Here is a 13,360-nt window from a genome sequence, read left to right on the forward strand (position 1 = left end):
TTCTGATGACCCGGCGTCCTACGCGGTCTGATGCGCCAGCAGCGCCAGCGCGGCGATCAGCACCGCCAGCAGGGCGATCAGCGCCATCGGGTTCACTCCGCCGAGGAAACCCTCCTGCTGCAGCCGCTCGCGGTTGGCACGGCACACCGGGCACCGGCCCTCGCTCACGGGCGCCGCGCAGTTCGCGCACACCAACCGGTCGTACGTCATGCGCTCGCCCTCCTTGCACCGGCCATCACTCATACAACGCTCATGGGAACGAGAACGTTCCCCCTCCACTGTGCCAGGTTCCCGGGGAGCTTGCGCGGGGCCTCGGAGAGCCGAGAGAGGGCAGCTGCCGGTACAAAAACGTACAAGCCTTACCCAACCTCGACCTGCGACTGCACTTGCGCACCCGGTTCGCGTATGGTCACGCTCATCTACCCCCGGCGACCCGTGGTGCATCCGTGATCCGATTCGACAACGTCTCCAAGGTCTACCCCAAGCAGACCCGCCCCGCGCTCAGGGATGTCTCCCTGGAGGTGGAGAAGGGCGAGTTCGTGTTCCTCGTGGGGTCCTCCGGCTCCGGAAAGTCCACCTTCCTGCGGCTGGTCCTCCGCGAGGAGCGGTGCAGCCACGGACAGGTGCACGTGCTGGGCAAGGACCTCGCGCGCCTCTCCAACTGGAAGGTGCCCCAGATGCGCCGCCAGCTGGGGACGGTGTTCCAGGACTTCCGGCTCCTGCCGAACAAGACCGTCGCGGAGAACGTGGCCTTCGCCCAGGAGGTCATCGGCAAGTCCCGCGGCGAGATCCGCAAATCCGTGCCGCAGGTGCTCGATCTCGTCGGGCTCGGCGGCAAGGAGGACCGGATGCCCGGTGAGCTCTCCGGTGGTGAGCAGCAGCGCGTGGCCATCGCGCGGGCCTTCGTCAACCGGCCCAAGCTGCTGATCGCCGACGAGCCCACCGGCAACCTCGACCCGCAGACCTCCGTCGGCATCATGAAGCTGCTCGACCGCATCAACCGGACGGGCACCACGGTCATCATGGCGACGCACGATCAGAACATCGTGGACCAGATGCGCAAGCGCGTCATCGAGCTGGAGAAGGGCCGCCTCGTCCGCGACCAGGCCCGCGGCGTCTACGGCTACCAGCACTAAGCAAGTTCACGACGGAAAGGCTCGACAAGACGCCATGCGCGCCCAGTTCGTCCTGTCGGAGATCGGTGTCGGTCTCCGCCGCAATCTGACGATGACCTTCGCCGTCATCGTCTCCGTCGCCCTGTCCCTGGCGCTCTTCGGCGGCTCGCTGCTGATGAGCGACCAGGTGAGCACCATGAAGGGCTACTGGTACGACAAGGTCAACGTCTCGATCTTCCTGTGCAACAAGCACGACGCCGACTCGGACGTCAACTGCGCCAAGGGCGCGGTGACCGAGGACCAGAAGAAGCAGATCCTCTCGGACCTGCACAAGATGCCGGTCGTCGAGAAGGTGGCGTACGAGTCGCAGGACGAGGCGTACAAGCACTACAAGGAGCAGTTCGGCAACTCCCCGCTGGCCAGTTCGCTCACGCCGGACCAGATGCAGGAGTCGTACCGGATCAAGCTCAAGGACCCGCAGAAGTACCAGGTGATCGCGTCCGCCTTCAACGGGCGCGCCGGTGTGCAGTCCGTGCAGGACCAGAAGGGCATCCTGGACAACCTCTTCCAGCTGCTGAACCTGATGAACCGGGGCGCGCTCGGCGTGATGGCGATGATGCTGATCGTCGCGCTGCTGCTGATCGTCAACACCGTGCGCGTGTCGGCGTTCAGCCGTCGGCGGGAAACCGGGATCATGCGTCTGGTCGGTGCCTCGGGCTTCTACATCCAGGCGCCGTTCATCGCCGAGGCCGCGGTCGCCGGCCTCATCGGCGGCGGCCTCGCCTGTGTGGCCCTGGTGGTCGGCCGGTACTTCACCATCGACCACGGCATGGACCTCGCCCACAAGCTGACTCTCATCAACTTCGTGGGGTGGGACGCGGTGTTGACCAAGCTGCCGCTGATCCTCGCAACGAGCGTTCTCATGCCGTCACTTGCCGCGTTCTTCGCGTTGCGCAAGTACCTGAAGGTGTGACGCATGCCAAGAGGGCCGTACGGGCATCCGCCCGTACGGCCCTTCGCGTTGTCCTAGACTCACCGCCATGTCGGGCCGAGGACTCACCGCATTGTCAGGCCGAGACCTGTTCGGTCAGCCCCGCCACGTCAGCCGCGGGGCCGCCCTGACACTGGTCTTCGCCGGCGTCCTGGTCACCGGCGCCGCCACCGGTTCCTTCCAGGAGCCCGACGCCACCGCGCGCAGATCCGTCGCCGGGCCGGCGCCCACGGCCGCCGGGCACGAGGACGTGCAGAAGGCCGCCGCCGAGGCGATGGCCGACGGCAAGTCCCCGATGGAGGCCGCCGAGCGGGCCGTCAGCCGCAGCGGGGACCGCTGGGGCGCGGTGTACTCGGAGGGCCAGTACCAGGAGTTCCAGGAGGCCCTCGACGGCCGCTACACCGGCGTCGGCCTGTGGGCGCGGCGCGAGCGGGACGGCCGGATCGAGGTGACCAGGGTGCAGCCCGGCTCGCCGGCCGCGGCGGCCGGGATCCGCAAGGGGGACCGGCTGCGCAGCGTCGACGGCAGCAAGGTCGACGGGCGGCCGGTCACCGAGGTCGTCTCCTTACTGCGCGGCGACGCCGACGACGCGGCCGCGGGCACACCCGTCACCCTTGGCCTGCAGCGCGGCACGCGCGCGTGGACCGAGACATTGCACCGGGCCAGCCTGTCCACCGACTCGGTGACCGTGCGCCGACTGCCCGGCGGGGTCACCGTCATCAGGATCGCCGCGTTCACCAAGGGCTCCGGCGCCGCCGTCCGCGCCGCGGTGCGGCAGGCCCCGGCCGACGACGGGATCGTCCTCGACCTGCGCGGCAACTCCGGCGGCCTGGTCACCGAAGCGGTGGACACCGCCTCCGCCTTCCTCGACGGGGGCCTGGTCGCCACCTACGACGTCAAGGGCGCCCAGCGCTCGCTGCACGCCGCGCCCGGCGGCGACACCGCCCGGCCCCTGGTCACCCTGGTCGACGGCGGCACGATGAGCGCGGCCGAGATGCTCACCGGCGCCCTGCAGGACCGGGGCCGCGCGGTGGTGATCGGCTCGCGCACCTTCGGCAAGGGCTCCATCCAGATGCCGACGACCCTCCCCGACGGCTCGGTGGCCGAGCTCACCGTCGGCCACTACCGCACCCCGTCCGGCCACGCGGTCGACGGCCGGGGCATCACCCCCGACCTGGACGGGGGCCCACAGGCCCTGACCCGGGCCGAGACGGTCCTCACCGGCCTGGGCGACGCCTCGTAGCCACTCGTAATCGGCTGTACTCACACCCCCTGTGTGGTGCCAAAATGGTCGGCACTATGGCTAAGGAAAAAGGGCGCAAGCTGATCGCGCAGAACAAGAAGGCGCGGCACGACTACCACATCCTCGACACCTACGAGGCCGGACTGGTCCTCATGGGCACCGAGGTGAAGTCGCTGCGCCAGGGCCGGGCCTCGCTGGTCGACGGCTTCGTGCAACTGGACGGTCACGAGGCGTGGCTGCACAACGTGCACGTCCCCGAGTACAGCCAGGGCACCTGGACCAACCACAGCGCCCGCCGCAAGCGCAAGCTGCTGCTGCACCGCGAGGAGATCGACAAGCTGGAGTCCAAGTCCCAGGAGACGGGTCACACGATCGTGCCCCTCGCCCTGTACTTCAAGGACGGCCGCGCCAAGATCGAGATCGCGCTGGCGAAGGGCAAGAAGGAGTACGACAAGCGCCAGACCCTGCGCGAGAAGCAGGACCGGCGCGAGGCGGACCGCGCGATGGCGGCGGTGCGCCGCAAGCAGCGGGGCTAGGCCCCCTGGCGAGGGGAATACGCTGGCATCGACCTGCGTTGTTCCCGTACGATGGCACCAACACCGGACGGGGACGCCCGGTGTGCACATTGAGAAATCAACATGGGGATGATCGGTTTCGACAGCGGCTGTCGAAGCAGGGGAAGCGTGTCGAGGAAGCGGCCATGATCTCGTAAACCACAGGCCGAAAAAAATAATCGCCAACACCAAGCGCGATTCCTTCGCCCTCGCTGCCTAAGTAGCGACTTGCGAAGTGTCAGCCCGGGGCTGTTCCCGACCCGGATCCTGGCATCAGCTAGGGAACTAAACCTTGATCCCGGTCACGGGGTGAAGAGGGAAACCAAACAGTGACTGAGCCCGTCGGCGACTTGTTCGCGTGATCGCCGGGGCCGAGAAAAGCGAAGCGGACTGCACACGGAGAAGCCCTGATTCCGCACCGTTGGACGCGGGTTCGATTCCCGCCATCTCCACCAGGCCCCTCCGGGGGTTCACCCCATGTGGGCAACGGCCCCGTCGCTTTTCAGCGGCGGGGCCGTTGTCGTGGGCAGCGCCGTGGGGGTGTGCCGGCGTTGCCGGGTGCGGGCGGGTGGTGGGTTGCTCGCGCAGTTCCCCGCGCGCCTTAGGGGACTGCAGCGCCGTCGGCCTCTTGATGCGGCACCTTGCCGGCGCCGGTAAGCGACACCCACCCAAGGGCCAGGGCGGCGCCGGCCGCCGGTACGGCGTACGCGGAGGCCGACGAGAGGTGCTCCGCCGCCCAGCCCCCCGCCGCCGAGCCGCAGGCGATACCCGTCAGCAGCCCCGTCACCATCAGGCTCATGCCCTCGTTCAGGCGGTCGGCCGGGGTGCGCCGCTGGACCAGCGTCATCGCCGTCACCATCGTCGGCGCCGTCGCCATCCCCGCCACCAGCAGCGCACCCGCCAGCACCCACAGCGAACCGGCGACCCCGGCGGCAGCCCACGGCAGCGTCATCAGCACGGCCATCCCCGCCAGGCAGTGCCCCAGCCGCACCCCCGTCGGCTTCAGCGCGCCGTACACCAGGCCCGCCGCGCACGACCCCGCCGCCTGCAACGCGAGCACCGCGCCGGCCGCCGTACGGTGCCCCTGCGCGTCGGCGTACGCGATGGTGACGACCTCCATCGAGCCGAACACCGCCCCGGTCGCGGTGAAACAGGCCAGCAGTGGCGGGATGCCCGGGCTGCGCAGCGGCGAGGGCGCCTGGGAGCGGGCCCGCGGCGGCGGCTCGGTGGCCCGCTGGGCGGTGAACAGCAGCATGCCGGTGAGCAGCAGCACCGCGCCGGCCAGCGTGCCCGCCTCCGGGAAGAGGGTGCCGGTGAGGAAGGAGGCCAGCACCGGGCCGAGCATGAAGCACAGCTCGTCGGCGGCCTGTTCGAAGGAGTTCGCGGTGTGCAGCGCGCCGGGGTCCTCGCGCAGCAGATGGGCCCAGCGGGCGCGGGACAGGCCGCCGATGTTCGGGGTGGCCGCGGTGAGGGCGTAGGCGGCGAACAGGGTCCAGTCCGGGGCGTCGTAGCGCACGCACAGCAGCAGGGCCAGGCTGCCGAGCACGGAGACGAGCGTGGCCGGTACGGCGATCCTGGACTGCCCTCGGCGGTCGACGAGCCGGGCGATCCAGGGCCCGGCCAGCGCGGTCGCCGCGAGACCGGTCGCGGTGACGGCACCGGCCAGGGCGTACGAGCCCCGCGAGCCGGCGATCATCACGACGGCGCTCACGCTGAACATGCCCATGGGCAGCCGGGCGAGAAGGTTGCCGGTCGTGAAGGCGCGGGCGCCGGGGAGCGAGAAGAGGCGGCGGTAGCCGCTGGTGGTGGATATGACCGAGGACATGGGTCCACCTTCGACGCGAGTGGATCACCGGGTCCAACACCTTCTCGGTGCCGATTCACGCACCTGCGTTGTAAGTTCACGGACATGCCCGTCCCCGCCGACATAGAGCCCCGTCTGCTGCGCGCCTTCGTCGCCGTGGCCGAGGAGCTGCACTTCACCCGCGCCGCGGCCCGCCTGTACGTCGCCCAGCAGGCGCTGAGCCGGGATGTGCGGCGGCTGGAGCGGGAGTTGGGCGCCGAGCTGTTCGTGCGGACGACCCGGCAGGTGACGCTGACCCCGGACGGCGAACGGCTGCTCCCGCACGCCCGTCGGGTGCTCGCCGCCCAGGACGACCTGCTCGCCGCCTTCGCCTCCGGCCGGTCCCGCCCGCTGCTGGTGGACCTCAACTCGCCGGGCCTGGCCACCGGCCGCCGCGTGCTGCACCGGGCCCGTGAGCTCGCCCCCGACTGCGAGCTGATGGCACGCTACGAGAGCGGCCTGACCCGGGCCGCCGCCGAAGTGCTGGCCGGCCGGCTGGACGCCTCCTTCGGCCGTTTCGCCGGCCTGGACCCGGCGCTGCGCTCCGGTCTCGGACAGCAGCCCGTCCGCTACGAGCCGATGGCCGTCGTACTGCCCGAGGGCCATCCGCTGGCGGCCCGCGCCGAGGTGCCGCTGGCCGCGCTGGCCGGCGAGACCGTGTACGCGGGCGCCGGGAACCCGCGCACCCTGGAGTGGACCGACCTGGCGACCCGGCTCTTCGAGGGCCGCGGCATCCGGCTCGCCGCGCCGCTGCCGCTGGCCGTCGGGGACGAGGAGTTCGAGCGGATCATGGCCAAGACCCGGCATCCGGTACTGGCCGTCGTGGATTTTCCGGCGCTGCCCCGCACGGTGCGCCGGCCGCTCGTCGAACCCGTCCCGCTGTCGCCGGTCTCCCTGGTGTGGCGGAAGGGGCTGGTCCATCCCGGGCTGGACGCGCTGCGCCGGGCGGCGGCCGAACTCGCGGCGGCGGAGGGGTGGCTGCGGCGGCCCGCCGGCGGATGGATTCCGGCCATTGATGAGGGCGTGATGAGGGGGTGACCAGCGGCTGGAAGTGATGCCTGGCCATCACCGGTGCAGCGCGTGCGCTACATTCATGGCCCGAGCGCAGAGTGGTCTTTGGGGGCGCTCGATCCAGGGTGGGGGCGTGTTTCGGTCGACGGCGCTCGGGCCGTCAGCGCACCCGGAACTGTCCCGTGGGGGGAAGTGCGCGCGTGAACAGGTGGCCAGAAGACGCCCAACCGGAGGGTCCGATAACCGCACCCGCAGAGGCGGACCCGAGGGTGGCCGGGGGCGGGACCCCGGCCGTGCCGGAGCCCGGCAGCGCTCAGGGCGAGGCGACTGTTCCGGACACCGATCAGGACACCGGTTCGGACTCCGATTCGCACACCGATGTGGTTCCGGGGGCCGGAGAGGCTCCGACGGGTGGCGCCGCCGACGGCGACGCGAAATCCGAGGACACCGAAGCCGTGGAGGCCGTGGACACCCTGGACGGCGAGCGGGTCGTCGAGGCCGCGGGCGCCGAGGGTGCCGAGTGCGCTGTGGACGGCGTGGCCGCCGAGGCCGCCCTGGTGAGCGCCGAACGGCAGGACCCGGAAGCCTCCGCGGAGCCCCCGGCCCACGAACCCGTGCACACCCTCCCCGACGTGACGGTCCAGTTGGCCCCGGTCGGGCACGGAGAGACGTCGCCCGGATCCGCCACGAAAGCTCCGAGTGCCGGCGGCGAGGGCGGTGACGGGCCGGTCTTCGTCGACGCGTCCGGTCGCCGTGGACGGCGTTTCCGGCGGCTCGGCATGGCCGTCGCCATCGCCTGCGCCGGCTACGCCGCCGTCATCGCCGCGACCCTGCTCTCCGGCAACTCCACCGCACCGTGGCTGCCGGTGCCCGGCCAGGGCGACGACAAGCCGGCCGGCCAGATGCACACCTCGCCGCACCCCAGCGCCTCCTCCGCGCCGAGCCCGTCCGGTCCCGGCACGGTGACCGGGACGGGTGTCCCCGTGTCGGTGGGCGCCACCGCCAGACCCGGTGCCGGTTCGTCCAGCCCGGCGCCCGGTGGCTCGGCAGCCGCCACACCCACGGCCGGTGCCTCCGCCACCGCCGCGCCGAGCGGTCCCGGGGTCTCCCCGTCCGCGTCGGCTCCGTCGGCGGGCACCTCCCCGACCGCCTCCGGCCCCGGGTCCACCGCCGACCCCTCCGCGTCCCCGACGCACACCAGGCGCTCGCCTCCGGGCCGGGCCCGGCACTCGTTCCCCCCGCTCCCGCTCTGACTCGCCAGGGAAACAACCTCTGATGGCTTCGCGTTTCCGCGACGGCCGTACCCCGTCACCGGTACGGCGCACCCGACTGCCGCTGCGCTATCTGCTCCCCGTCCTGGTGCTGTGCGCGACCCTGGCGATGCTCATGCTGCGTGGCTACGTGCACAGCGAGATCCTCGCGGACCACCGCATCCGGCCCGGGGCCGCGCAGGACAAGGTGCCGTCGAAGATCGTCGACGGCGGCCCGGTCATCGACACCCGGGACGGCGCCGTCACCAGCCTGCGGATACCGGACCACCGGATCGTGCTCACCTTCGACGACGGCCCCGACCCGACCTGGACGCCGAAGGTCCTCGACGTCCTCAGGAAGCACCACGCGCACGCGGTCTTCTTCGTCACCGGCACGATGACCTCGCGCTATCCGGACCTCGTCCGGCGCATGGTGGCCGAGGGCCACGAGGTCGGCGTGCACACCTTCGACCACCCCGACCTCTCGTACCACTCCAGGCAGCGCATCGACTGGGAGCTGTCGCAGAGCCAGCTCGCGCTCGCCGGTGCGGCCGGCATCCGCAGCTCCCTGTTCCGGCCGCCGTACTCCTCCTTCGCGGACGCCATGGACGACGCGTCCTGGCCGGTGACCGAGTACGTCGGCAGCCGCGGCTATCTCACCGTCGTCGACGACATCGACAGCGAGGACTGGCGCAAGCCTGGCGTGGCCACGATCATCCGCAACGCCACGCCGCACGGCGGCAAGGGCGCGGTCGTCCTCATGCACGACTCGGGCGGCGACCGCCACCAGACGGTCCAGGCGCTCGACCGGTACCTGACCCGGCTCCAGCAGCAGGGGTACGCCTTCCAGACCGTCACCGAGGCGCTGAAGGCGCCGAGCGCCGACACCCCGGTCACCGGCCTCGACCTGTGGAAGGGGAAGGCCTGGATCTTCCTGGTGGGAGCGTCGGACAGCGTCACCGGTGTCCTCGTCGCCGGTCTCGCGGTCGTCGGCTTCCTCGTCCTCGCCCGCTTCGCCCTGATGCTGCTGCTGGCCGGCGTCCACGCCCGGCGCACCCGGCGCCGGGACTTCCGCTGGGGCGAGGAGCCGGTCACCGAGCCGGTGTCGGTGCTGGTCCCGGCGTACAACGAGGCCAAGTGCATCGAGAACACGGTCCGTTCGCTGATGCGCAGCGAGCATCCGATCGAGGTGCTCGTCGTCGACGACGGCTCCACCGACGGCACGGCCGGGATCGTCGAGGCGCTGGACCTGCCGAACGTCCGGGTGATCCGGCAGGTCAACGCGGGCAAGCCGGCCGCGCTCAACCGCGGCGTCGACAACGCGCGGTACGACCTGATCGTGATGATGGACGGAGACACGGTCTTCGAGCCGTCCACGGTCCGCGAACTCGTGCAGCCCTTCGCCGACCCGTCCGTCGGCGCCGTCGCCGGCAATGCCAAGGTCGGCAACAAGAACCGGCTCATCGGCGCCTGGCAGCACATCGAGTACGTGATGGGCTTCAACCTCGACCGCCGGATGTACGACATCCTGCGCTGCATGCCGACGATCCCCGGCGCGGTCGGCGCGTTCCGCCGCTCGGCGCTGCGACGGGTCGGCGGGATGAGCGACGACACGCTCGCCGAGGACACCGACATCACGATGGCGCTGCACCGCGACGGCTGGCGGGTCGTCTACGCCGAGCGCGCCCGCGCCTGGACCGAGGCGCCCGAGTCCGTCCAGCAGTTGTGGTCCCAGCGCTACCGCTGGTCGTACGGCACCATGCAGGCGATCTGGAAGCACCGCCGGGCCCTGTTCGAGCGGGGTCCCTCCGGCCGTTTCGGCCGGGTGGGCCTTCCCCTGGTGTCCCTGTTCATGGTGGTGGCTCCGCTGCTGGCGCCGCTGATCGACCTCTTCCTCGTCTACGGCCTGGTCTTCGGGCCGACCGGGAAGACGATCGTGGCCTGGTTCGCCGTCCTCGCGGTGCAGGCGGTCTGCGCCTCCTACGCCTTCGCCCTGGACCGCGAGCGCCTCACCCCGCTGCTCTCGCTGCCCCTGCAGCAGATCCTCTACCGCCAGCTGATGTACGTGGTGCTGCTCCAGTCCTGGATCACCGCGCTCACCGGTGGCCGGCTGCGCTGGCAGAAGCTGCGCCGCATGGGTGGCGTGGCCGCGCCCGGTCCGGCGCGGGACCTCTCATCCCCGCTCCGGCCGGGGTGAGAGCAACGTTCCCTTCCGGTCACTCACAGCCACAGGCCGGAAACGCGCCCTCCCTACCTTCGGGCTCAGTCGGTCGACGGCAGGTCGACGGCAGACCGAGCAGCCGGAGCCCCGTGGAGGCGTGATGACAGCCCCAGCCCCAACAGCCCCAACCCGTCGCAGTGGCCGCTGGATCGAGCGCTGGGACCCGGAGGACGAGGGATTCTGGACGGCGACCGGGCAGCGGATCGCCAACCGGAATCTCTGGTTCTCCGTCCTCTCGGAGCACATCGGCTTCTCGATCTGGACCCTGTGGTCCGTCCTCGTCCTGTTCATGGGCCCGGAGTACGGACTCACGCCCGCCGACAAGTTCCTGCTGACCTCGATGGTCACCCTCGTCGGCGCGGTCGTGCGAGTCCCCTACACCTTCGCCGTGGCCGTCTTCGGCGGCCGCAACTGGACGATCATCTCGGCGAGCCTGCTGCTCATCCCGACGATCGCGGCCTTCGCGGTCATGACACCGGGCACGTCCTTCAGCACGTTCCTCGTCGTCGGCCTGCTGGCCGGCATCGGCGGCGGCAACTTCGCCTCCTCCATGACCAACATCAACGCCTTCTTCCCGCTGAGGAAGAAGGGCTGGGCGCTCGGCCTGAACGCGGGCGGCGGCAACATCGGCGTGCCCGTCATCCAGCTCGTCGCCCTGGCGGTCATCGGCGCGAGCGGCGGCCCGCGGGTCCTGCTGGGCATCTACATCCCGCTGATCGTCGTGGCCGCGGTGCTGGCCGCCCTCTTCATGGACAACCTGGCTTCCGTGAAGAACGACACCGGCGCGGCCAAGGACGCCGCCAAGGACGCCCACACCTGGATCATGTCCTTCCTCTACGTCGGCACCTTCGGCTCCTTCATCGGCTACAGCTTCGCCTTCGGCCAGGTCCTGACGATCCAGTTCGGCCGCACCCCGCTGCAGGCGGCGTACCTCACCTTCATCGGCCCGCTGCTCGGTTCCCTGATCCGCCCGCTCGGCGGCCGGCTCGCCGACCGTTTCGGCGGCGCCCGCATCACCCTGTGGAACTACGTCGCCATGGCCGCCGCCACCGCCGTGCTGATCGCCGCGAGCCAGCAGAAGTCGCTGCCGCTGTTCGTGTCCGTCTTCGTCGTCCTGTTCGTGCTCAGCGGGCTCGGCAACGGCTCGACGTACAAGATGATCCCGGGCATCTTCCAGGCGAAGGCCCTGGCCAAGGGCCTGGAGGGGGAGGCCGCGGTGGCCTACGGCCGCCGGCTGTCCGGTGCCTCCATGGGCCTGATCGGCGCGGTCGGCGCGCTCGGCGGAGTCGGCATCAACCTCGCCTTCCGCCAGTCCTTCCTGTCCTACGGCACCGGCACCGGAGCGTTCGTCGCCTTCCTCGCCTTCTACGCCCTCTGCTTCGCGGTGACGTGGGCCGTATACCTTCGCCGCCCGGCGCTAGAGACCGCGACGGTGGCGGCTTCGGAGACAAAGGCACAGCTCAGCTACGCCGAAGTGTGACGTAACACCGGTGCAATGAAGCCGAACCGAGCCTGTCACGCGCCGTTGACAGGCTCGATTCGCGCGCCGGTCAGCCAGGAGAGGCCCATGTACGACGAAGAGCAGCAATCCGGAGCCGTCGAGCACGGTCCGCTCGCGGGATTCACCGTGGGCGTCACCGCCGCGCGCCGGGCCGACGAGCTGGGCGCCCTGCTCCAGCGGCGCGGAGCCGCCGTCCTGCACGCGCCGGCCCTGCGCATCGTGCCGCTGGCCGACGACGGCGAACTCCTCGCCGCCACGAAGGAGATCATCGACCAGGTGCCCGACGTGGTCGTGGCCACCACGGCGATCGGCTTCCGGGGCTGGATCGAGGCCGCCGACGGCTGGGGCCTCGGCGAACAGCTGCTCGGCGGGCTGCGCGGCGCCGAACTCCTGGCCAGGGGGCCGAAGGTCAAGGGCGCGATCCGCGCGGCCGGCCTGACGGAGGAGTGGTCGCCGTCCTCGGAATCCCTGGCCGAGGTCCTGGACCGCCTGCTGGAGGAGGGGGTCGACGGCCGCCGTATCGCCGTACAGCTGCACGGCGAGCCGCTCCCGGGCTTCGTGGAGTCCCTGCGGGCCGGGGGAGCGGAGGTGGTCCCGGTCCCGGTGTACCGCTGGATGCCGCCGGAGGACATCACCCCGCTGGACCGACTGCTGGACGCGACGGTCTCCCGCTCCCTGGACACCCTCACCTTCACGAGTGCCCCCGCGGCCGCCTCGCTGCTCTCCCGGGCGGAGGACCGTGGCCTGCTCACCGACCTGCTGTCGGCCCTCGCCCACGATGTCCTCCCGGCCTGCGTGGGCCCGGTCACGGCGCTCCCCCTCCAGGCCCACGGCGTGGACACCATCCAGCCGGAACGCTTCCGTCTGGGCCCCCTGGTCCAGCTCCTGTGCCAGGAACTCCCGGCCCGCGCCCGCGCGTTGCCGATCGCCGGCCACCGGGTGGAGATCCGGGGCCACGCGGTCCTGATCGACGGCGCCCTCAAGCCGGTCCCCCCGGCGGGCATGTCCCTGCTCCGGGCCCTGTCCCGCCGCCCCGGCTGGGTGGTGCCCCGGGCCGACCTCCTGCGCGCCCTGCCGGGTGCGGGCCGCGACGAGCACGCGGTGGAGACGGCGATGGCGAGGCTCCGTACGGCCCTCGGTGCACCGAAGCTGATCCAGACGGTGGTCAAGCGCGGCTACCGCCTGGCCCTGGACCCGGCGACGGACGCGAAGTACGCGGACGCGTGAACGCCGTTGCCGGCGCGCGGTCTTCCGGCTGGGCGGAGCGGACGAGGCGGCCGTACAGCATCAGGGCCCGGGCCAGTAGTCCCAGGGCCAGCATGACCTCGACATAGGTCCGGTCGTCGCTGCGGGCCAGGGCCGGCATCACCGCTCAGGCGAAGATGTAGAAGACGCCCGCCCTCAGGCCCATGGTGATCATGGCCCGCGACCAGGACGGCGGTCCTGCCGGGCGTGGCCGCCGCGGCGGCCGTGGTCGGCGTGGTCGTCCTGTTCGGCGTGTTCGGGGTGCCGGCCGTAGTCGTCGTGTTCGTCATGGCTCCAGCGCACCCGGGCGCCCCCGCGCGCCGACATGGCCGAGGCGCGCGTTCGCACACGCGCGCGTCCAGGAGGTACGAGGGGTTCCGGCCCGG

Annotated in this window: 12 protein-coding genes and 1 other RNA gene; 10 read left to right on the forward strand and 3 right to left on the reverse strand. The window is 71.2% G+C overall.

Going from position 1 to position 13,360, the window contains the following annotated elements; genetic code table 11:
• Positions 1-18 precede the first annotated feature (18 nt).
• A complete protein-coding gene (locus ACWCQS_RS07475; protein WP_360160477.1) occupies positions 19-210 on the reverse strand; it encodes a hypothetical protein in 192 nt (63 codons plus the stop codon).
• Between the two features lie 236 nt (positions 211-446).
• Between ACWCQS_RS07475 and ftsE the strand changes: the two genes are divergently transcribed.
• The 5 genes from ftsE (at position 447) to ssrA (ending at position 4,358) form a co-directional block, all read left to right on the forward strand.
• Positions 447-1,136 (forward strand): cell division ATP-binding protein FtsE, encoded by a 690-nt coding sequence (gene ftsE / locus ACWCQS_RS07480; RefSeq protein ID WP_031159396.1) that lies wholly within the window; start codon positions 447-449, stop codon positions 1,134-1,136.
• A gap of 34 nt (positions 1,137-1,170) precedes the next feature.
• On the forward strand, positions 1,171-2,088 hold the full coding sequence (ftsX, locus tag ACWCQS_RS07485; protein ID WP_451003573.1) for a permease-like cell division protein FtsX: 918 nt from the start codon (positions 1,171-1,173) through the stop codon (positions 2,086-2,088).
• A gap of 91 nt (positions 2,089-2,179) precedes the next feature.
• Positions 2,180-3,349: a S41 family peptidase gene (locus ACWCQS_RS07490; protein ID WP_451003917.1), complete on the forward strand. Its 1,170-nt coding sequence runs from the start codon at positions 2,180-2,182 to the stop codon at positions 3,347-3,349.
• Positions 3,350-3,405: 56 nt separating this feature from the next.
• Positions 3,406-3,885: an SsrA-binding protein SmpB gene (gene smpB / locus ACWCQS_RS07495; protein WP_388627309.1), complete on the forward strand. Its 480-nt coding sequence runs from the start codon at positions 3,406-3,408 to the stop codon at positions 3,883-3,885.
• 104 nt (positions 3,886-3,989) lie between these two features.
• Positions 3,990-4,358, forward strand: a transfer-messenger RNA (tmRNA) gene (gene ssrA, locus ACWCQS_RS07500).
• A 146-nt stretch (positions 4,359-4,504) separates the two neighbouring features.
• Here the strand turns inward: ssrA and ACWCQS_RS07505 are convergent.
• Positions 4,505-5,728: an MFS transporter gene (locus tag ACWCQS_RS07505; RefSeq protein WP_451003574.1), complete on the reverse strand. Its 1,224-nt coding sequence runs from the start codon at positions 5,726-5,728 to the stop codon at positions 4,505-4,507.
• An 84-nt stretch (positions 5,729-5,812) separates the two neighbouring features.
• On the opposite strand from ACWCQS_RS07505, the gene ACWCQS_RS07510 reads away from it, so the two are divergent.
• From ACWCQS_RS07510 to ACWCQS_RS07530, 5 genes are all read left to right on the forward strand, one after another.
• Entirely contained in the window at positions 5,813-6,784 is a 972-nt protein-coding gene (locus ACWCQS_RS07510; protein WP_451003575.1) for a LysR family transcriptional regulator, read from the forward strand.
• Between the two features lie 266 nt (positions 6,785-7,050).
• Positions 7,051-8,010 carry a hypothetical protein gene (locus ACWCQS_RS07515; RefSeq protein ID WP_451003576.1) on the forward strand — a complete coding sequence of 320 codons (960 nt, stop codon included), beginning with the start codon at positions 7,051-7,053 and terminating at the stop codon, positions 8,008-8,010.
• A 22-nt stretch (positions 8,011-8,032) separates the two neighbouring features.
• Positions 8,033-10,204, forward strand: coding sequence for a bifunctional polysaccharide deacetylase/glycosyltransferase family 2 protein (locus tag ACWCQS_RS07520; protein WP_451003577.1), 2,172 nt, complete (start codon positions 8,033-8,035; stop codon positions 10,202-10,204).
• 124 nt (positions 10,205-10,328) lie between these two features.
• Positions 10,329-11,708 carry a nitrate/nitrite transporter gene (locus ACWCQS_RS07525; protein WP_451003578.1) on the forward strand — a complete coding sequence of 460 codons (1,380 nt, stop codon included), beginning with the start codon at positions 10,329-10,331 and terminating at the stop codon, positions 11,706-11,708.
• A gap of 87 nt (positions 11,709-11,795) precedes the next feature.
• Positions 11,796-12,956 carry a uroporphyrinogen-III synthase gene (locus ACWCQS_RS07530; protein ID WP_451003579.1) on the forward strand — a complete coding sequence of 387 codons (1,161 nt, stop codon included), beginning with the start codon at positions 11,796-11,798 and terminating at the stop codon, positions 12,954-12,956.
• Between the two features lie 189 nt (positions 12,957-13,145).
• Here ACWCQS_RS07530 and ACWCQS_RS07535 read toward each other — a convergent pair whose 3' ends face one another.
• Complete coding sequence (locus tag ACWCQS_RS07535) at positions 13,146-13,322, reverse strand: hypothetical protein (protein ID WP_451003580.1); 177 nt, start codon at positions 13,320-13,322, stop codon at positions 13,146-13,148.
• Positions 13,323-13,360: the final 38 nt, after the last annotated feature.

This window comes from Streptomyces sp. NPDC002076, assembly GCF_053593835.1.

Coding starts and splice junctions, on each gene's coding strand:
- ACWCQS_RS07475 (WP_360160477.1), bottom strand. CDS start 210: ATGACGTACGACCGGTTGGTGTGCGCGAACTGCGCGGCGCCCGTGAGC.
- ftsX (WP_451003573.1), top strand. CDS start 1,171: ATGCGCGCCCAGTTCGTCCTGTCGGAGATCGGTGTCGGTCTCCGCCGC.
- smpB (WP_388627309.1), top strand. CDS start 3,406: ATGGCTAAGGAAAAAGGGCGCAAGCTGATCGCGCAGAACAAGAAGGCG.
- ACWCQS_RS07505 (WP_451003574.1), bottom strand. CDS start 5,728: ATGTCCTCGGTCATATCCACCACCAGCGGCTACCGCCGCCTCTTCTCG.
- ACWCQS_RS07510 (WP_451003575.1), top strand. CDS start 5,813: ATGCCCGTCCCCGCCGACATAGAGCCCCGTCTGCTGCGCGCCTTCGTC.
- ACWCQS_RS07520 (WP_451003577.1), top strand. CDS start 8,033: ATGGCTTCGCGTTTCCGCGACGGCCGTACCCCGTCACCGGTACGGCGC.
- ACWCQS_RS07525 (WP_451003578.1), top strand. CDS start 10,329: ATGACAGCCCCAGCCCCAACAGCCCCAACCCGTCGCAGTGGCCGCTGG.
- ACWCQS_RS07530 (WP_451003579.1), top strand. CDS start 11,796: ATGTACGACGAAGAGCAGCAATCCGGAGCCGTCGAGCACGGTCCGCTC.